This is a genomic window from Bradyrhizobium sp. Ses1 (assembly GCF_059512365.1).
This window is the reverse complement of the sequence record NZ_JCAMOQ010000003.1, coordinates 66,931-86,566: the sequence shown is the minus strand read 5'-3', so window position 1 is coordinate 86,566 and position 19,636 is coordinate 66,931. Positions and strand designations below refer to the sequence as shown.

The following is a 19,636-nucleotide window of genomic DNA, read 5'->3' as shown; positions in this document are numbered from 1 at the left end:
CCCTGCGGCGGCAGTCCGTTCGGTCGGGGTTCCCCAACTGGATGCAAATACCGTAAAACAAGCATGATCAGAGTCGCCGACAAATGACTACATTTAAATCGGATTTTATGAATGAGCTGCAGTGGCGCGGCTTCATTCATCAGGTGTCGGACGCGGCGGGCATCGACGCGCTCGCCGCCAAGGGAGACGTCGTGGCCTATGTCGGCTACGACTGCACGGCCCCATCCCTGCATATCGGCCATTTGTTGTCGGCCATGATGCTGCACTGGCTGCAGGAAACCAAAGGCGGCAAACCGATCACGTTGATGGGCGGCGGCACCACGCGCGTCGGCGACCCCTCGGGCAAGGACGAAACGCGTCAAATTCTCTCCATCGAGCAAATCGACGCCAACAAGGAATCCATCAAGCACGTCTTCAAACGCTTCCTGACGTTCGGAGACGGCAAGACCGATGCCGTGATGGCCGACAATGCGGAGTGGCTGACCAAGCTCAATTACATCGAAATGCTGCGGGATATCGGTCGGCACTTTTCCGTGAACCGCATGCTTTCCATGGACTCGGTCAAGCTCCGTCTCGATCGGGACCAGGAAATGAGCTTCATCGAATTCAACTACATGATCCTGCAGTCCTACGACTTCGTGGAACTGGCACGTCGCTACGGTTGCAATCTACAGATGGGCGGCTCCGATCAATGGGGAAACATCGTCACCGGTGTCGACCTTGGCCGCCGCATGGGCACTCATCAGCTCTACGCATTGACGACACCGCTGTTGACCACGGCTTCCGGCGCCAAGATGGGCAAGACCGCCGCCGGCGCGGTCTGGCTGAACGCCGACCAGTTCAGCCCCTACGATTACTGGCAATACTGGCGCAACACGGAAGACGCCGACGTCGGACGCTTCCTGAAACTCTTCACGACGCTTTCAATGAGCGAGATCGGGAAACTGGAGGCACTGCAGGGCTCCGAGATCAACGAGGCCAAGAAGGTGCTGGCGACGGAGGCGACCGCCCTGCTCCATGGCCGCGATGCCGCGGTTGAGGCCGCCGAAACCGCGCGACGCACCTTCGAGGAAGGCGCACTGGCCGAGACGCTGCCCACGGTCGAAATTCCGCGCGGCGAGCTGGATGCCGGCATCGGCGTGCTGGCTGCCTATGTGAAAGCCGGCCTTGTCGCCTCTAACGGCGAGGCGCGCCGCCAGATCAAGGGCGGCGGATTGCGCGTCAACGATGTCGCCGTCACCGACGAGAAGATGATGCTGACGCCGTCCGACCTCACGGCGGAAGGCGTGATCAAGCTGTCGCTCGGCAAGAAACGGCACGTCCTGTTGAAGGCTGCATAGGCGCATTCGCTTTTTGCGACTTGTGGGGAGCTGCGGAAACGCGCTCCCTCTTCGCATGGACAAGAATACGCCCGGGGAGGAAGTTGCAGCGAAGCCGCCGACGCGCGTCGCGCTCAATGTGCTCGCGCTGTGCTTTGTGCTCGCGCTGATCGGCCGCGGCCTCGGCGAGAGTTTCACCGTCTTCCTGAAACCGATCTCGGAAAGTTTCGGCTGGGATCGCGCGCAGACCGTTTCGGTCTATTCGCTGACCTGGCTTGCCGGCGGCCTGACCGCGCCACTGATCGGTCGCCTGTTCGATCATTCGGGGCCGCGAGCCGTCTATGCGCTGGGACTGCTGCTGCTCGGCGGCTCGTTCCTGGTCGCGGCGTATGCGCAATATCTCTGGCAGTTGCAGTTCAGCATTGGCCTTTGCGTCGGAATCGGGATCGCCTTCATCGGCAATGTGCCGAACTCGATCCTGCTCGGCCGCTGGTTCGGCCCTCGCCTGCCGACCGCGATGGCGGTGGTCTATTCCGCGGCCGGCGCCGGCGTGCTCGTGCTGCTCCCGGCCTCGCAGCTTTTGATCGATGGCGTCGGCTGGCGCGGCGCCTACCAGATATTCGGCATCACGGCGTTGTGCCTGCTGGTGCCGCTATTGCTGTTGCCGTGGCGGCGGTTCTCGCGCGGCTCGCCGCATGTGGTGAAGAAGGCCGATCCTGACATCGTCGACCAGGGCTGGACGCTGCTCGGCGCAATGCGTCATCACGCCTTCTGGGCGCTGTTTGCGACCTTCTTCTTCACCGCGATCGGCATGTATGCGATCTCGGCGCAAATCGTTGCCTATCTGATCGACGCGGGCTTTCCACCGCTGCAGGCCGCGACCGCCTGGGGGTTCAGCGGCGTCGTGCTGCTGTTCGGCATGCTCGGCGTGTCCGAACTCGACAGCATCATCGGCCGCCGACCGTCGGTCCTGCTCAGCTATGGAATCTCGATCGTCGGCATCATCCTGCTCTGGCTGCTGCAGTGGTATCCGAACGTCTGGCTGCTCACCGGCTTCGTCGTCACCTTCGGCAGCATGATCGGCTCGCGCGGCCCGCTGATCACGGCCACCGCGATGAAGATTTTCCGCGGCAAGCGGGTCGGCACCATCTATGGCACCATCTCGATCGGCAGCGGGCTCGGCTCCGCGTTCGGGTCCTGGGCCGGCGGCCTGATTCACGACTTCGCCCACAGCTACAACCCGGTGATCGCATTCGCGCTGGTCAGCGTGATCCTCGGAATGATCCCATTCCTGGTCGTGCCGGCGCTGCGCCGCTGATCGAGCGCGTCCCAGAGGTATCCCCTTGATGGCGCGCCGTATTCACTATTGGTAAGCCAGTTCCTGTTATGCCTCGGGACACGATTTTCCGCAGAGGCCGCAATGAACATTCTCAGCCGACTGACGATCCGCACCAAACTCGCCAGCATCGTGGCTCTCGCGGCACTGACCGTGTTCGCGATCGTCGCGGGATCGGCCTGGCTCAGCCGAAGCCGCATGCTGGACGATCGCGTCGCACAGATGCGGACGGCGGTCGACCTGCTTTACGGCGTGGCGCAGTCGCTGCAGGACGACGTCGCCGCAGGGAAGATGACGGTCGCCGAGGCCAAGGTGCAGTTTCGCCAGCGCGGCCGGAAAATGACCTTCAACAACGGCCAAGGCTATTCCGTCACTTACAATGCCGACACTTCGATCTTATTGAACGCCGCCAATCCCCAGCTCGAAGGCAAAATCACCGGTGCAATCGATTCCAATGGCGTCCTGATTGCCGACGCCATTATAGGCGCCGCCCGGCAGAAACTGGAAGGCGGGACCACATCCTATCTTTATCCACGCCCCGGCGGGACCGTGCCGTTGCGGAAAATGATCTTTGCTCGCGGCTTCGAGCCGTGGAACATCGTCATGAGCTACGGGCTCTATGTCGATGATATCGACGCCGACGTGAATGCGCTGCTGCTGGAGCTCGGCGCGGTCGGCGGCGGCCTGATGCTGCTGATGGGGCTGTTGTCATGGCTGATTGCCCGCGACGTGGTCGGAGCGCTCGATCGCCAGAAGAACCGGATGCAGCGCATTGCCGAAGGCTCGCTCGACGAAGCGGTCGAGGAGACCGGCCGCGGCGACGAGATCGGGCGCATGGCGGAAACGCTCGAGGTGCTGCGGCAGACCGCGATCACCGCACGGGCGCTGGAAGCGGAACAGGATGCAACCAAGGAGCGGAGCGAGAAGGAAAAGCGCGACGCCTTGATCGCGCTCGCCGATCGCTTCGATGCATCGGTCGGCCAGCTCGTCGGACTGATGGCGTCGGGATCCAGCGAGCTTGAAGCCACCGCAAAGTCGATGTCCGCAACCGCCGAGGGCACCAATCATCGGGCCTCGGTGGTCGGCTCGGCGGCAACGGAGGCAAGCTCCCGCGTGCAGACCGTGGCCTCGGCGGCCGAGGAGTTGTCCTCATCGATCTCCGAGATCAGCCGCCAGGTCGCCCAGTCGGCCAATGTCACCGGCCGCGCCGTCGCAAGCGCGCGCCGCACCGACACCATCGTGCGGGCGCTCGCCGATGGCGCCCAGCAGATCGAGCATGTCGCCGAGTTGATCTCCAGCATTGCCGAACAGACCAACCTGCTGGCGCTCAACGCCACCATCGAAGCCGCGCGTGCCGGTGAAGCCGGCCGCGGCTTTGCCGTGGTCGCCTCCGAGGTCAAGAGCCTCGCAAGCCAGACCGCGGAAGCCACCAAGGAGATCGGCACGCGCATCGCGCAGATCCAGGGCGCGACCAAGGAAGCCGTCGAGGCGATCGACGGCATCACCGCCACGATCGAGGAAGTCAGCACCATCGCGACATCGATCGGCTCCGCGATCGAGCAACAGGGCGCGGCGACGGCCGAAATTGCACGCAGCGTGTCGCAGACGGCGGAAGCGACCAAGGAGGTCACGACCAATATCGGCGGCGTCAGCGCTGCCGCCAACGAGACCGGCAACGCCGCCGGCCTCGTTCTGACCGCAGCCAGCAACCTGTCCAAGCAGGCCGAACAGCTCTCCGGCGAAGTCTCGACCTTCCTCGCCGGCGTTCGCGCCGCGTGAGCCAGTCTCGTTGCGAGGAGATAGAGCGAAGTCCAGACATCTAGAAGGATGTGACTTCGCCTACTCGCTCGACAAGATGCGCACGCGAAGGCGACGGGTCAAATCGATCGGCGAAATATTGCGTTTCGTGGGCCACCAGCCCTTCGCGGAATTCCATGATGCTCACCGTGTAGGACGGTATGCCGTCATAGGTAAGTACGAATTCTGTGATCCAGAGATCGCCGCTGCCGACAATTCGACGGACCGTAAAACGCTTCTTGTTTGGCTGGAGGAATCGGCTCTCTTGAATGTTGTGCCGTCCGCGGATCCGCTCGCCAGATTGCGGATAATCAAGCACAGCGTCCTCGTGATAGATTTCATGCTCGACCTGGAAATCGCTCGCGTCTGAAGCATCCCAATGGCGCTCCAGCGCCACCCGCATGGTTCGATCATCCATCTCAATCTCCCACCTGCGCGACGCACGTCGAGTTGATCCAGCACACACCTGACCTGGATCTCTGCAGAAACTAGGCCACTGCCATCTTTCTCGAATGCTCAATTACAGGCGCAATTGAGTTTGTGGGCTCAAGAGCGACCGTCACGGTAAACGCAGCAATATCCAGCCTGCATCAGACATTGTGAAAGCACGAGTGCTGATGTCAGCGCCCCCGCAAGACTTGGTCTCATTGCTCCAGATAGCGACGTCACTCAGCCTTTGACTGGCTTCCTGCGCAGCACAGAGATTGGAACATGTTGCGTGGTGCTGATCACGATCTGGGGTTCACCATCGCATGCGTGGCTTCTCAAGCATAGCGTAAACCTCGCTGACCTTTGTGACGATGCGTCGGTTCCATCGGGAGGACCGGACTGGATTTCGAGGGCGAAAAAACCAGCTTGATCTGGCTCACCCAAACGGATGAGCTCCCCGGGGTAGATTGATGTCGTTCTCCTTTTGGATCGCGCCGCGATGTGTTATCGAATCGTCATCCAACCGTCACACAATCGCACATGTCAGAAACTGATACGCCAGAGCCCGCCCGGGAAAGTGCACGCGCCGCCCACGGGCTTGATGGCACCATTGCCACACAGGACAACAAAAGGCCGAACCACTCTGTTGCCGGCCGGCAACATGGCGTCGCGGAGCTTCGTTCGCAGGAACCGCCGAACGATCCACTTCATCAGGCGCAATATCAGTGGAATGACGTAACGTCAGAAATCCCTGCGCAAAACGGTGCCACGCCTGGCGGCAGCGAGATCGAGCTCAAGCTTCTGGTTGATGCTGATCGCATGGCGGATTTCAACGCCGCTCCGATCATCGCGACGAACGCGCGCAACAAGGGCACACGAAAACACCTCAAGTCCGTCTATTACGATACGCCCGAGCAGACGCTGAGACGAAATGGATTAAGCCTGCGGGTTCGTCAGAACGGCGCACGGTTCGTGCAGACCGTGAAAGCCGAACTCGGAGACGATCCGCTCCGGCGCGGCGAGTGGGAGGCAAATATCCCTTCCATTGCTCCCGATGTCGAACTGGCGATCCCCTTCATCCCACCCAAACTTCGCTCGGACCTTAGACGTCATCAGCTCGAGGCAATCTTCACCGCGGATATCCACCGGCACACGCGCATCGTTGAGCTGCCATCCGGAACGATCGAGGTCGCTTTCGACCAGGGAGTGCTGAAGTCGGGCGATCAATCGATGCCTGTGAGCGAAATCGAATTGGAGCTCAAGGCTGGAAGCGCCAGCGCGATTTACGACCTCGCACTTCGGCTCGCGGACCATGGGTCCGTGCGACCGTCAATCCGCAGCAAGTCGGCGCGCGGCTTTGAGCTCGCGGCCAACGCGTCCCCCGCCCTGCGGAAGCCACGAAAGCTTCGCCTCGATCCGTCAATATCGCTCGATGAGGCCTTCGCAAAGATACTGCGCTCCTGCCTCCACCATCTTCTTGGGTCTGTCGCGGCCGCCGAGGACGGTCGCGATCCTGAGGGAGTCCATCAGCTTCGCGTGTCGCTGCGCCGCCTGCGCGCGGCTCTGGACTTGATGCGATCCGTTGGGCCGTTGGGCAACCTCGACTCGTTCCGGTCGGAAGCAAGGTGGCTGGCACGAAACCTTTCCCCTGCACGCGATTGGGATATGTTTCAACGGGGCACGCTGCCGACCATCGCGCAGGCCTGTCCCTCGGTCGCGGGCTTTGATGCCCTGGAACAGCTCGCAGAGAAACGCCGATCTGCCGCCTACCAGAAGGTACGTCTCGCGCTGGCCGACCGCCGCTGCTCAAGTTTCCTGATCGGCCTCGGCGGCTGGATTGAGGCCAGGGGGTGGCGCAGCGACGTCTCACCCGAAGACCTTGGACGACTGGTCGAGCCCGCCATCAACTTTGCCGGACGCATCCTGTCGGAGCAGCATGCGAAAGTGCTCAAGCGCGGCCGCCGCTTCAAATCGCTTCCGGCGGAAAAACTGCACCGGTTGAGGCTCGCTGCGAAGCGACTGCGCTACGTCGCCGACTTCCTGTTACCGCTCTATGGAGAGCGAAAGTCCGTCAGGCGATTCTCTCGCGGGCTGGCCGACCTGCAGGAGGAACTTGGTTCCTTTAACGACATGGCGATCACAGACGGTCTTTTCGCTGAGCTCGGTGACGAGTTCTCCCAAAGCGGCACCGCTGCAGCCGCCATAACCGGCTGGCAGGCACACGCATCGATCGGCGTTGAGGCGCGCCTGCGAAACGCGTGGCAGGATTTCAGGAAAACCAAAGCACCGTGGTTGAGGGCAGCAGAGGCGTGATTGCTTCTCACCTCCGCCCGGGCGTTTAGGCCGCGTCCGTTTCCGGTTGCTGTGGCCGTCATCCAGGCTCGCTCACCTTCTCGAAACCGGCCGAACGGCCACCGGATGCTCCCGTGTCAGCTCCACCTCTTGCTTCTCGTGGCGGATCACGAGGCGTTCACCTTCACGCAACGCGTACTCCACCGTCTCCAGGCCAATTTCGACCTCCAGCAACTGGTCACGGTAGGTTATGGGGAATCGAAGGATTGCGTTTTCCTCGGGCGCACGGCGTGGCCAGAACGATAACGTTCCATCATCGTCCCGCATCCCGCCAAAACCGTAGGTGAGCATCATCCACGTGCCGCCCATAGAGGCGATATGGCAACCATCCTTCACGTTGCCTCCCACATCGGCCAGGTCCATCAGCAGGGCCGCCATGCCGTACCGGATTGCTTTGTCCATGTCGCCGACTTGGGCGGCAATGATTGCCTCGACGCAGGAGGACAGTGACGAGTCGCCTGTCGTCAATGGATCGTAGAAATCGAAGTTGCGCTTCTTGACTTCTGACGAGAAGGCGTCGCCCAACAGGAACATCGCCAACACCACATCTGCCTGCTTGATCACCTGCTTTCGGTAGATGTTCAGCGGGTGATAAAACAGCAGCAGCGGATAGTGCTCGCGCGGTGTGTTGCGGAAATCCCACGGCTCCCTGTCGAGAAAGTTGTCATCCTGAAGAATAACCTTCAGCGTTTCGTCCGACGGCACATACATGTTCTCCGCCGCTCGCATCCATGCGCTCACCTCGGAGAGATCGAGCGCGGTTTTTCGCGCAAGCTCGTCGTATGCGTCTGGTTCTGCTGCACGTAGAACTTCGACAACCTCGGCGGCGTAACGAAGGTTTTCGCGAGCCATCAAGTTCGTATAGGCGTTGTTGTTTACGACCGCGTTGTATTCATCAGGCCCAGTGACACCGTTGATGCAAAACTGTCCCCCCTTTGCGTCCGAATAGAAGCCAAGGTCCAGCCACAGTCGGGCTGTTTCAACGAGCATTTCGGCTCCATACTTTCGCAAGAACGCGTCGTCACCCGTCGCCTGCACGTACTTGCGCACTGCGTACATAATGTCGGCGTTGATGTGGTATTGCGCGGTGCCCGCGGCGTAGTATGCGGATGCTTCCTCTCCGCTGATCGTGCGCCAGGGGTACATCGCCCCTCGATGGCCCAATTCTCTCGCGCGTGCCCGCGCCTGAGGGAGCATTTTGTAACGAAACGCCAGAAGGTTCCTTGCGATCCGCGGGGACGTATAGATCAGAAACGGCAACACGTAGATTTCCGCATCCCAGAAGTAGTGTCCTTCATAAGCCTGTCCGGTAAGTCCTTTCGCCGGCACGCCCGCTCCCTCCGCGCGAGCGGAGGCTTGCAGAATATGAAATAGATTGAAGCGGATCGCTTGCTGGATCTCTACGGTGCTGCGCTTTGCTCGGTGTTCACTGATGTCCTTGATATGAACATCGCTTCGGCGCCAAAAATCGTCCATGTACTGCCCTTGAGAGGCCAGCAGCGGCTGGAATCCCTGGGTCACGACCCGATCCAATGTCCATTCAGCGCGGCCGCAGAGCTCTTCGGCCGATGCCGTCTGGGAGGTGTGATAGACCATGTACTTGGTGAGCTGGATCGGACAGCCGGGCTTGGCATCGACCGTGTAAGCAACCTGGCCGAAGTCAGGGGTGCAGGCGGCCTTATGCGAGTGCGAGCAGGAACTCTCCATCGTGTGGTCCGTCGCACATGCCAACATACAGCGGCTCTTTTCCGTCGCATGGCACAACACGATGCGCTGATCTTTGGAGTAGTTGGTTTGTGGATGAAGTACTCGCCCGGAAAACGCCCTTGCCAGGCGCGGATCATCGCGATTGCCGCCGTCGCTTGGTTTATTGGTAGCCATCTCCGAGGAAATTGCGACAAATGCCTGAGCATCGACGAGTGTCACACGATACGAGATAGCGACCACATGCCTGTTCGCGAAGGAGACCAGACGCCGGGACGTGATCGACACCTGCTTGCCGGAGGGTGTCTCCCAGAGCACGGTCCGATCGAGTGTGCCGGCCTTCATGTTGAGACGCCGGTCGTAAGCCAGGAGCTGTGCATCGGGTAACCAGAACGGTTCGTCGTCCACGAAGAGCTTGATGATCTTGCTGTCCGTCACATTGCAGATCGTCTGGCCAGTTTTGGCGAAGCCAAAAGCGTCTTCTCCGTAGACGATAGGCCAGGTTTCATAAAACCCGTTGATGAATGTGCCGTTCTCGACGTTCGGGCCGCCTTCCTCCGGGCCGCCGCGCAGGCCAACATATCCATTGCCGAGAGCCAGCATCGTTTCGAGCTGGGCCAGAAAATCCGGTCGAAAGGACCTTTCGATAACGTTCCACTCATCGGCCGGATAATCGCGCGATGGGGGCCGGAGCCGTTCATGGTGTAGCATCGGGCTGTTTCTCCCAAGGCAGCATTTGGCATTGATCAATCGGTTAGTTCGGCCAAGTCGCCGACTACCAGATGAGCACCATGATGCTTCAGCTCATCCGCATTTCCCTTGCGAGCGACACCGATCACCAGCCCAAAGTTTCCATTGGATCCGGCTTGGACTCCCGAAATGGCATCCTCGATCACGATCGTCCGTATCGGTTCAACGCCGAGGAGCCTTGCCGCGAGCAGGAATGTGTCCGGAGCCGGCTTTCCGGAGAGACGTTGCTCCAGGATCACGTTGCCGTCGACCCGCACCTCGAAGAACTCGTCCAGCCCAGCCGCCCTCAGGACAGACGCGCAGTTTTGACTCGAGGTGACTACAGCAATCTTGAAGCCATTGCGGCGGAGCTGATGGATGAATTGCAGACTTCCGGCGTAAGGCTCTACGCCAACCTCCACGATCGCGCGGTCCACCAGGTCGTCCTTGCGGTTTCCGAGCCCGTACACTGTCTCGACTTGTGCAGGGTCCCCTGGGTCTCCCTCGGGAAGTTCGATGCCGCGCGATCTCAGGAAATCACGCACGCCATCGTAACGGGGTTTGCCATCGACGTGCAGCCGGTAGTCGGCGTCGATGTCGAACGGACGAAATGCTGTCCCCGTCTCCCTCGCACGCTCCAGCAGATACTCATCGAACATCTGCTTCCAACAGGTCGCGTGGAGATTGGCTGTATCCGTCAATACACCATCGAGGTCAAAAAGGACGGCGTCGTACTGGTCGCGGTTGATGCGTTTGCTCTCGGGTTGCGGCATGGATCACCCTCCTCTTGACCCAAGGACCTACCCGCCGGAACCGCCCGGCGGGTCTTGTGAGACGACATCGCGAACACCTTCACGTTCGTCTCCCGCCGACCGGGTTAGACGTTATCCGCCTCTGTGGAACGAACCGCGGTGGACGCTGCCTCGTTCCCCCATCTCCAGCCCGTGATCTCGGGCATATCGTCCCCATACCGGGCAATGTATGCCTTGTGATCGATGAGCTTGTCGCGAATGGCCTGCTTGGCATAAGCCGCCCGCGATCCGAGCTTTGGCACACGGTCAATGACGTCAGCCACGAGGTGGAAGCGATCGAGATCGTTGAGCACGCACATGTCGAACGGGGTCGTGGTGGTACCCTCCTCCCTGTAGCCGCGCACATGGAGATTGTCATGGCCGGTGCGCCGGTAGGTCAATCGGTGAATCAGCCAGGGATAACCATGGAAGGCAAAGATGATCGGCTTGTCCGTGGTGAACAACGCATCGAAATCCTGATCCGAGAGACCGTGCGGGTGTTCGCTCGGTGGCTGCAGTTTCATCAGATTGACAATGTTGATGACGCGCACCTTGAGATCGGGCGCATGCCGTCTAAGCAGGTCGACGGCGGCAAGCGTCTCCAGAGTCGGCACGTCACCACAACAAGCCATCACGACATCGGGCTCGCCACCCTTGTCGTTGCTGGCCCACTGCCAGATGCCTAATCCAGCTTCGCAGTGCTTGACCGCCTCGTTCATTGTCAGCCACTGAGGAGCAGGCTGCTTGCCCGCGACGACGACGTTGACGTAGTTCCGGCTGCGCAGGCAATGGTCAGTGACAGAGAGCAGACAATTCGCGTCGGGTGGCAGATACACCCGGATGACTTCAGCTTTCTTGTTCACGACATGATCGATGAACCCGGGGTCTTGATGGCTGAAACCGTTGTGGTCCTGGCGCCAGACATGGCTGGACAAAAGATAGTTCAGGGAACCGATAGGGCGTCGCCAGGGGATGTGGCTGCAGACCTTCAACCACTTGGCGTGCTGGTTGAACATGGAATCGATGATGTGGATGAACGCCTCATAGCACGAGAAGAAGCCGTGCCGACCGGTCAGTAGATAGCCCTCGAGCCACCCCTGACACTGGTGCTCGCTGAGCATTTCCATTACGCGCCCATCCGGCGCCAGATGGTCGTCCCACGGATAGGTTTCCGCGACCCAGGCACGGTTGGTGACCTCCAGCACGTCTTGCCATCGGTTGGAGTTGTTCTCATCCGGACTGAAAAGCCGGAAATTCCGATGCTCCATATTGAGCTTCATCACGTCGCGCAGAAACCGCCCCATGATCCGCGTGGACTCTGCGATAGCGGCGCCGGGCTCGCGCACCTCGACTGCATATTCGCGGAAATCCGGCAGTCGCAGTTCACGCAGCAGTAATCCGCCATTCGTGTGCGGATTGGCGCTCATGCGACGCGTTCCTCGAGGAGCAAGGTCGGCCAACTCGGGGCGAAGCCGCCCGCTGTCATCAAAAAGCTCCGCGGGTCGGTAGCTCTTCATCCACTCTTCAAGCAGGCGGACATGGGCGTTGTTCTCGTGCATCGCGCCCATCGGCACTTGATGGGAGCGCCAGTAGCCCTCGGTCCGCTTGCCATCGATTTCCTTCGGACAAGTCCAGCCCTTGGGGGTGCGCAGCACGATCATCGGCCAGCGTGGCCGCTCCCTAAAGCCGCTGCGTCGCGCATCCGCCTTTATCCGCTGAATTTCGTCGGTGATCTTGTCGAGCGTGGAGGCCATCAGTTCGTGCATTTTTTCCGGCTCATCCCCCTCGACGAAATAGGGCGTGTAGCCGTAGCCGCGAAACAACTGATCCAGCTCTTCATGGCTGATGCGGGCGAGAATGCAGGGATTGGCAATCTTGTAACCGTTCAAATGGAGGATCGGCAAAACCACGCCGTCGGTCGCCGGATTCAAGAACTTGTTGGAATGCCAGCTCGTTGCCAGCGGTCCCGTCTCCGCTTCGCCGTCGCCGACGACGCAGGCAACAATCAGATCTGGATTGTCGAAGGCAGCCCCATAGGCATGCGACAGCGCGTACCCGAGTTCGCCGCCTTCGTGAATTGAACCCGGGGTCTCCGGCGCCACATGACTCGGGATACCGCCAGGGAACGAGAACTGGGTGAACAGCCGCTTCATGCCCTGCTCATCGGGCGAGATGTTCGGGTAGACCTCGCTGTAGGTTCCCTCGAGATAGGCATGCGCGACCAGACTGGGGCCGCCGTGCCCGGGGCCCGTGATGTAGATCATGTCGAGGTCGTGTTTCTTGATGATACGATTCAAGTGAACGTAGATGAAGTTCAAACCGGGTGAGGTCCCCCAGTGACCGAGAAGCCGCGGCTTGATGTGTTCCTTCGTGAGCGGCTGCTTAAGCAGCGGGTTGTCGTAGAGATAGATCTGACCGACCGAAAGATAGTTGGACGCTCGCCAATACGCATCCATCATTGCCCGCTCTTTATCAGACAACGTGTTTGCCATCGTTTCCTCCTAACTCCATCTTATCGAGTGAGCCGATTATCAATCGGCGCGGCAGTCTCGCTGCTGTAGCGCAGCATTGTCGCCCGGCGTTCGCCGCCGCGCGCAAATCCGCAGGGGCGATAGAGAGCCTTCTCGCTGGAAACTAGGTTCTCTTCCCGCCAAGGCGCAGGGCCGGCGCCGGATCCTGAGGGGCTGCCCAAGAGAGAGAACCGCGCGGCATGGCCTTCATTGATCCAGATCAACGCATGTCCGTTTAGGGACATCTGCTCGATGCAGGCATATCCGCCGCACGCCCCGGTTGGGCGTGTGGATTCCGGACATTCTGGCTTAAGCGACGAAACGCGCGGCTTGAGCTCGGTGGGCCAGGAACGGGAGGCCGCAAGCCGCTCAGTTGTTCGGCGGGAATTCTATCTGGTTGTTCTGCTTGCCGGTATTGAATTCCATGATCTTCCGCGTCACGCCGGGAAAGATCGCCGAGATGGGATTGACCCGCAACACCGGTTGCGCCGGTGTGCCCACGACCTCGTAGGTCACGCCGATCAAGCCCTCATTGCTCCCGCCGCCGAGGACCAGGCCGATCACCGGCAACTGGCCGAACATGTTGTTCAGCCCATACATCGGCACGAAGGTGCCGCTCATGCGCACCTGGTTGGCGTTGTTGTCGATGCTGCCTTCGATGGTCGCGCCGATCGCCGGCCCCTTCACGACGCCGTCGCGGATCGTGAGCAGTCCGCTCTGCCGCGTGAACTCGGCGCGCAAGGCGCTGAACGCGACACCGCTCGTCGTGCCAGGCGCACCGCCGGCTGCAATCCGGTCGAGCTCGGGTTGACCTTTGACGGAGAAGTCACGGATGTTGATCAGTCCTTCCTTGGGGCTCGGCTCCGCCGCCGGCGGCTCCATCGCGAGCGTGAGCTGGCCACCCACGATCTTCGAATAGAAATCGGTGAAGCGGAAGAACGCGCCGGCGTCATTGGTCTGCAGGTAGACCACCTCGCGCCCCTGCTGGCGGCCGCGCAGATCGGCGGTCACGGGCGTATCGCGCCCGATCTTGCCTGTCAGCGCAAAACTCTTGAAGGCGCCGTTGCGCTTGGACACCTTCGCATCGACGCTGCGCAACGCTTCGCCATTGAAGCCGGCAACCGCGCCGAGCTTGAGGTCGATGTCGTAATCGATATTCTTGGTCTTGTTCTTCGGGTCATCGCGGCCCGAAATCGCCGTGCGCAGGAAGCCGCGGCCATCGAACACGTCGCCGCGCATGGAGACCTTCAAGACGCCGTCGGGCCCGCGGTCGGCGCGCAGCGTGGTCTTGTCACCTTCCGAGGGCGAATAGGTCGGGAAGTTGACGTTCATCAGATCGCCGTTCTGGTCGACCTCCACCGATCCCTTGATCGACGCGCCCGCGCCATCGACGACGATGTCCTCAAAGCGCGTCGATTGCGGCTTCTGCACCACGTTGAAGGTGACCTTGCCCGACTTGCCGGGACTCTTCACCCAACCCGGTAGGATGTTGTCGAGCCGGAGCTGGGTCAGATCCGCCTCGACGCCGAGCTTGGTGTCGTGATCGCTGCTGCTCGCAATTTTGCCCACGACCTTCACCGGGATTGCGCCGCTCACCGCGGATCCGAGGTCGAGCCCGAGTCGCGCGCGGCCGGCATCGTCAAGCGTTGACTGCAGCTTGATATCGGCATCGCCCTCGCTCGGCTTGCGGTAATCCAGCGAAGCCGGCTGGCCGTTGATCTTGACGTCGCCCTTGACCTGATAGCCCGCATTGTTGGCAACGACCTTCAGCGCGTTGGCCTCGAGCTTCTGGTTCATCACCAGCCTGTCGATCGCGACGCTGCCGAGATCGGCGGTGACGGCGTAAGTGGTGTCCTCCTTGGTCAGCACGCCCTTGACCGGCAGGCCGAGATTGATCGTGGCCGAGACCGTTCCCTTGCTCGCATTGGGATCGACAAATGTCGTCCCCGAGACATCGCTGAGGCGATCGGAGGCGAGGATTTCAGCGCAAGCCGGCACCGAACAATCGACGCGGAACCGGATCTTCGCCGGCGAGGGTTTCGGCACCATGTCCGGGACTTCGAAAGAGAAGTCGGACAGCGTGATCTTGCGCCCACCCGGCGTGTCGACGATGCCCTGGGCGATATTGACGGTGGCGGTGCGGCCCGTCACCCGCGCCCGCAAATCCGCGTCATGAACCACGGGCATCTCGTCCACCGGACGCACCGCTACACCGCTCGCGACGATGTTGACGGCAAGCCCGTCATCCGGGATCGGAGGCCCCTTGCGCGACAGGTTGCGCACCGGCGAGTTGACGCCGATCTCGATGCGCTGGAGCGTGCCGCGCTCGATCCGCTCGATCACCCATTCGCGCAGTTCCGGCACGACTAGCGCGGGCCAGACTCGCTTCAGCGCGGAGGCCGACATCGGCGTGCCCGCAAACCCGAGCTGCAGCCGCGGTTCGCCGGAATAGTCGATGCTGCCGGTGCCGGCGATGCCGATCTCGCCATTGCTGATATCGGCCTGCGTCAGCAGCACACGCTTCTTGTCGGTGTCGAAACGGAAGCCAACGGCGATGCGGTTGAAGATCAGCGGCGGCTCGTTGTCGATGCCCGCGAGCAGGATGGTGCCGCCGCTCAGGCCGAGCTGCCAGTCGTTGATGTCGTCATTCGGCGGCTCGAGATGAGCGAGCAGCGTGACGCGGTTGGCGCCGGAGACGATCTTGAACGGCGCCAGCAGCACGCGGCGTCCAGCGTCCCATTCGACATTCACTTCGGCCGAATCGATCGCCATCGGATAGTCCGGTGTATCGGTGTCGATCAGGTTGCCGGGGCCGGCGGTGATCTTGCCGCGGAAATAGGTCGGCAGGCCGTCGCGCCCGAGTTCACCCTTTAGGTCGCCGGACAGCGGCAGCTCGGCATCGTAGGTGAGATCCTTCACCCTGAGCGCCAGCAGGATATTGGCGGACGGCAGCTTGTCGGCGCGCAGGTCGACCGCCCGCACGCCATCCCTCAGCGGTCCGACCGCTACGCGCAGCGACCATGGACGGGCGCCCTCTTCGCCGACGCTCAGCGCCACGCCGCCGCCGCTCGGCCGCCGCAGGCTCAGGCTGATATTTTCGAAGGTCCATTTGCCGCCGCGCTGCTGATCGTCGACGACAAGGTTGCCGTTCTTCAGGCCGATCTCGTTGAGGTTCTGACCGTCGAGACCGGTCAGGCTGAGGCTGTCGAGCCAGTCGAGGCCGGCGAGCAAACCGCTCTGCGCGCTCTCAGACGGCGCCGGGACGCTGACGGACGGCGATGAAGGTGGCGATAACGGCGGCGGTGGGGGCACCGGACGCGGGAATGTCGGAGGCAGGCCCGCCTCATGCTTGGAAGCGACACCGGTCGCGAGCGGCTTGGCGGTATCGCCGGCGGAAACGGTCACATAGCCGTCCGGCGTGATCCGGATCGCGAGTTCGGCATCAACGAGGTTGAGGCTTTCAGCGCGGAGCTGGCCCATCAGCAGCGCGGTGCCGGACAATTTGACCTCGGCTTTCGGCGCGCTCGCGACGATCGCATGGTCGCGGTCGCGTACGATGATGTCGCGGATGCGCACCGCGATTCGAATTGGACCGGCGCGCTCGATCTGGGTGCCGCCGACCTCAACCGTGTTGCCGTGGCCGATATTGTCCTCGATCGCAGTCGCGAGCCACGGTGTCGCCATATCGAGATTGATCGGCCCTGCCCCCAGCCGCCACCACAGCGCGCCGAAGCAGCTCATGAAAATCGCCGCCAGCACGCCCAGCACCAGGGCGATGCGCTTGACCCAGCGCCCGCCGTGAGTCGATCGCCGCCTGGGGCCGAAGAAGTCACCGATCCGGTGCAGGCCGGAATCTGAGCGCGACAACAGCCGCCGCGCGCGATGGCCGGCAGCCTCGTCATGCTCCTCCCAGCCGACATCGTCGCCCCAGCCGCGATACTGGGCGTCGGCACGCGGATTCGGGCTGTGACCTTGGAGCGATCCTTGGGAGCTCGATCCTTGGGACGACGTATTCTTTGCCATTGCCTCTCGGTGCAGGCGCTGAGGTTGATCGCCGCCCAAGGCACGCCCATCGATCTGTATCGAGCGCTCCTGTGCCGGCATCGCTGCCAATCCTCGCTTAATACTGTTAGTCGCCCTCAGCCCCAAGTGAACATTTGAGCGAACATTCAAAGCAGGTTAGGCGAGCGGACGGATGACGCATCGAAATCCTTGTGACCATACTTCCGCGCCATCACACTTGCCCAGCAGTCGGCAGAAATCCGATCGCCGCCGACAAGCGCCGCACTGATACAATGGTTGAGCTCCGGAAAGCGACGAAAGGAAGGCGTATGTCCAAGAAAACGCGCAAGAAATCCTCCAAGACCACAGCCAAATCGTCTCCGGCCAAATCGTCTCGGGCCACGGCAGTCCGCAGTAAGGCCGTCGCATCGGTCAAGCCGCCCGCGGCAAAGGCCCGCAAGGCGGTCGCAAAGAAATCGAGCAAAGCGGCCAAAGCCGCATCCACCAAACCGTCCCACAAGGCTGCATCGAAATCGTTAAAATCCGCTGCGTCGGCTGCGACCAAATCGACCACTCTGCTTGAGGGTGCCAAGGCGCCCGACTTCCGCCTGCCCCGCGACGGAGGAAGTGAGGTCTCACTCACCGACTTCGCCGGCAAGAAGCTGGTGCTGTTCTTCTACCCGCGCGCGGATACGCCCGGCTGCACCAAGGAGGCGATCGATTTCACCCGGCTGAAGGATGCGTTTGCCGAGAGCGGCACCGAGATCCTCGGCGTCTCCGGGGACACCGTGAAGGCGCAGGAATCGTTCAGGAACAAGCATCAGCTCGCCATTCCCCTGGGCTCGGATGAGCAGCACGAGATGCTGGAGGCGTATGGGGCCTGGGGCGAGAAATCCATGTATGGCAGGACCTTCCTTGGGATTCTTCGCACCACGGTTCTGCTCGGCGCCGACGGCCGGATCGCCAGGATCTGGCGCAATGTGCGGGTCGACGGCCATGCCGACGAGGTCCTGGCCGCCGCGAGGTCGGTCTGATCCAACAGGCTGCGTTTCCAGAAAATTAACCATGACCGGCTCAAATCGCTCCCGAACTGAGGCCGTACGGAACTTGATCCGACCGGCGCGGGAGTGCCGATGTCCTATCGTTCCGGTCACCATTTCGACCATCACCAGCAGCACCATCATCCACGAGAGCACGGGCGGACCTCCCCTCGCCGCCCTGCGCCCCATGCCGCAACGTCAGCAGCCGCGCAGCCCGCGAACGACTACACCCTCGTCCATGCCGGCAAGCAGGTCCGCATTGGCCCGGTCCTGTTCTGGGCTGCGGTCGGCTCGGTGGTCCTGCTCGGCATATGGTCGGCCGCAACCGCGACCTATTTTGCGTTTCGCGACGACGTCCTGACCCGGCTGCTCGCCCGCCAGGCCGAGATGCAATTTTCCTATGAGGACCGGATCGCGGAATTGCGCGCCAAGGTCGACCGCACCACCAGCCGGCAGCTCCTGGACCAGGAGCAGTTTGATCAGAAGCTCGAGCAGATCATGCGCCGGCAGACGGCACTCGAAGCCCGCGCCACCGCGCTGGGCTCGATGCCGGATGTCGCAACAACCGGCTCGATCCGGCCGCCTGCGCGCAATGCCGCGCCGGAATCGACGGCGACGCCAAAGCCCTCGCCGATCAGCGACACCGTGATCTTCGTGGCGCCACCGGATCGTGAGGCGCGGTTGGAATCCCGCGCCCCGATCAAAACGGCGCCGCCGGTAAACCAGTTCGCCAAGCTCCAGGGTTTTGACAATGTCCTGGTCCGCCTCCAGACCTCGCTCGACCAGGTCGAGCGACGCCAGATGGCAGCGCTAAGCTCGGCCGAGGAGACGATGGAATCGCGCGTGCGCCGGATGCGCGGCGTGATCACCGACCTCGGTCTCAACATGTCACAACTCGAAGCCGCCACCCCGCGCTCGGCGATCGGCGGTCCCTTCGTGCCCGTCAAGCTCCCTGCCGACGCCGGTCCGTTCGAGCGACAACTCAACCGCATCAACATCACCCGCGCGCAGATGCAGCGCTTGAACGCCACGCTGACGCTGGTGCCCTACCGCAAGCCCGTGATCGGTGAAGTCGAGTTCACCTCGGGCTTCGGCGTCCGCACCGATCCATTCCTCGGCCGTCCGGCGATGCATACCGGCCTCGATTTCCGCGCCGCGATGGGCGATCCCGTCCGCGCCACCGCCAATGGCAAGGTGGTGTCATCGGGCTGGGCCGGTGGTTACGGCCGCATGGTCGAGGTCGATCACGGCAACGGCCTTTCCACCCGCTACGGCCACCTGTCCGAGATCAACGTCAAGGTCGGCGAAACCGTCAAGATCGGCCAGGTGATCGGCGCCGTCGGCTCGACCGGCCGTTCGACCGGCCCGCATCTCCACTACGAGACACGCATCGACGGCGACGCAGTCGACCCGCAAAAATTCCTGCGCGCCGGCGTGCGCCTGAGTGCGGGCTAGGCAGCCGCTCGCTCCGACCCGCTCGCCATTGCGAAAGCGGCAGAACGGGAAATCTAATCTCTGGCGATACTCCATCGTCATGCCCGGGCTGGCGGGGACTCCAGCGGCGGCATCTCGGTTCAAGCCACCTCAACGAAACAGCATTGTTGTGCGCTGGCAAGTGTGATTGATG

Annotated in this window: 11 protein-coding genes; 6 read left to right on the top strand and 5 right to left on the bottom strand. The window is 61.9% G+C overall.

The window, feature by feature from the left end; genetic code table 11:
* The first annotated feature begins 83 nt into the window (after nt 1–83).
* The 3 genes from tyrS (at nt 84) to AC5ZG5_RS05615 (ending at nt 4,434) form a co-directional block, all read left to right on the top strand.
* A complete protein-coding gene (gene tyrS, locus AC5ZG5_RS05625) occupies nt 84–1,340 on the top strand; it encodes a tyrosine--tRNA ligase (protein ID WP_456641528.1) in 1,257 nt (418 codons plus the stop codon).
* A gap of 55 nt (nt 1,341–1,395) precedes the next feature.
* Nucleotides 1,396–2,637, top strand: a complete 1,242-nt coding sequence (locus AC5ZG5_RS05620) for an MFS transporter (protein WP_456641527.1) — start codon at nt 1,396–1,398, stop codon at nt 2,635–2,637.
* Between the two features lie 102 nt (nt 2,638–2,739).
* Nucleotides 2,740–4,434, top strand: coding sequence for a methyl-accepting chemotaxis protein (locus AC5ZG5_RS05615; protein WP_456641526.1), 1,695 nt, complete (start codon nt 2,740–2,742; stop codon nt 4,432–4,434).
* 40 nt (nt 4,435–4,474) lie between these two features.
* Here AC5ZG5_RS05615 and AC5ZG5_RS05610 read toward each other — a convergent pair whose 3' ends face one another.
* Complete coding sequence (locus AC5ZG5_RS05610; protein WP_456641525.1) at nt 4,475–4,870, bottom strand: nuclear transport factor 2 family protein; 396 nt, start codon at nt 4,868–4,870, stop codon at nt 4,475–4,477.
* Nucleotides 4,871–5,421: 551 nt separating this feature from the next.
* Between AC5ZG5_RS05610 and AC5ZG5_RS05605 the strand changes: the two genes are divergently transcribed.
* Nucleotides 5,422–7,194 carry a CYTH and CHAD domain-containing protein gene (locus AC5ZG5_RS05605; RefSeq protein WP_456641524.1) on the top strand — a complete coding sequence of 591 codons (1,773 nt, stop codon included), beginning with the start codon at nt 5,422–5,424 and terminating at the stop codon, nt 7,192–7,194.
* Nucleotides 7,195–7,266: 72 nt separating this feature from the next.
* On the opposite strand, the gene AC5ZG5_RS05600 is transcribed toward AC5ZG5_RS05605, so the two are convergent.
* From AC5ZG5_RS05600 to AC5ZG5_RS05585, 4 genes are all read right to left on the bottom strand, one after another.
* Nucleotides 7,267–9,648: a glycoside hydrolase family 65 protein gene (locus tag AC5ZG5_RS05600; protein WP_456641523.1), complete on the bottom strand. Its 2,382-nt coding sequence runs from the start codon at nt 9,646–9,648 to the stop codon at nt 7,267–7,269.
* A 35-nt stretch (nt 9,649–9,683) separates the two neighbouring features.
* Nucleotides 9,684–10,439: an HAD family hydrolase gene (locus AC5ZG5_RS05595; protein ID WP_456641522.1), complete on the bottom strand. Its 756-nt coding sequence runs from the start codon at nt 10,437–10,439 to the stop codon at nt 9,684–9,686.
* 104 nt (nt 10,440–10,543) lie between these two features.
* Nucleotides 10,544–12,949 (bottom strand): phosphoketolase family protein, encoded by a 2,406-nt coding sequence (locus AC5ZG5_RS05590; protein ID WP_456641521.1) that lies wholly within the window; start codon nt 12,947–12,949, stop codon nt 10,544–10,546.
* A 387-nt stretch (nt 12,950–13,336) separates the two neighbouring features.
* Nucleotides 13,337–17,071 (bottom strand): hypothetical protein, encoded by a 3,735-nt coding sequence (locus AC5ZG5_RS05585; RefSeq protein ID WP_035690253.1) that lies wholly within the window; start codon nt 17,069–17,071, stop codon nt 13,337–13,339.
* Nucleotides 17,072–17,298: 227 nt separating this feature from the next.
* Here AC5ZG5_RS05585 and AC5ZG5_RS05580 point away from each other — a divergent pair, with 227 nt between their 5' ends.
* Both AC5ZG5_RS05580 and AC5ZG5_RS05575 read left to right on the top strand, forming a co-directional pair.
* Nucleotides 17,299–18,003: a peroxiredoxin gene (locus AC5ZG5_RS05580; protein ID WP_456641520.1), complete on the top strand. Its 705-nt coding sequence runs from the start codon at nt 17,299–17,301 to the stop codon at nt 18,001–18,003.
* A 99-nt stretch (nt 18,004–18,102) separates the two neighbouring features.
* Nucleotides 18,103–19,464 carry a M23 family metallopeptidase gene (locus AC5ZG5_RS05575; RefSeq protein WP_456641519.1) on the top strand — a complete coding sequence of 454 codons (1,362 nt, stop codon included), beginning with the start codon at nt 18,103–18,105 and terminating at the stop codon, nt 19,462–19,464.
* Nucleotides 19,465–19,636 lie beyond the last annotated feature (172 nt).

Coding starts and splice junctions, on each gene's coding strand:
- tyrS (WP_456641528.1), top strand. CDS start 84: ATGACTACATTTAAATCGGATTTTATGAATGAGCTGCAGTGGCGCGGC.
- AC5ZG5_RS05620 (WP_456641527.1), top strand. CDS start 1,396: ATGGACAAGAATACGCCCGGGGAGGAAGTTGCAGCGAAGCCGCCGACG.
- AC5ZG5_RS05615 (WP_456641526.1), top strand. CDS start 2,740: ATGAACATTCTCAGCCGACTGACGATCCGCACCAAACTCGCCAGCATC.
- AC5ZG5_RS05610 (WP_456641525.1), bottom strand. CDS start 4,870: ATGGATGATCGAACCATGCGGGTGGCGCTGGAGCGCCATTGGGATGCT.
- AC5ZG5_RS05605 (WP_456641524.1), top strand. CDS start 5,422: ATGTCAGAAACTGATACGCCAGAGCCCGCCCGGGAAAGTGCACGCGCC.
- AC5ZG5_RS05600 (WP_456641523.1), bottom strand. CDS start 9,648: ATGCTACACCATGAACGGCTCCGGCCCCCATCGCGCGATTATCCGGCC.
- AC5ZG5_RS05595 (WP_456641522.1), bottom strand. CDS start 10,439: ATGCCGCAACCCGAGAGCAAACGCATCAACCGCGACCAGTACGACGCC.
- AC5ZG5_RS05590 (WP_456641521.1), bottom strand. CDS start 12,949: ATGGCAAACACGTTGTCTGATAAAGAGCGGGCAATGATGGATGCGTAT.
- AC5ZG5_RS05585 (WP_035690253.1), bottom strand. CDS start 17,071: ATGCCGGCACAGGAGCGCTCGATACAGATCGATGGGCGTGCCTTGGGC.
- AC5ZG5_RS05580 (WP_456641520.1), top strand. CDS start 17,299: ATGTCCAAGAAAACGCGCAAGAAATCCTCCAAGACCACAGCCAAATCG.
- AC5ZG5_RS05575 (WP_456641519.1), top strand. CDS start 18,103: ATGTCCTATCGTTCCGGTCACCATTTCGACCATCACCAGCAGCACCAT.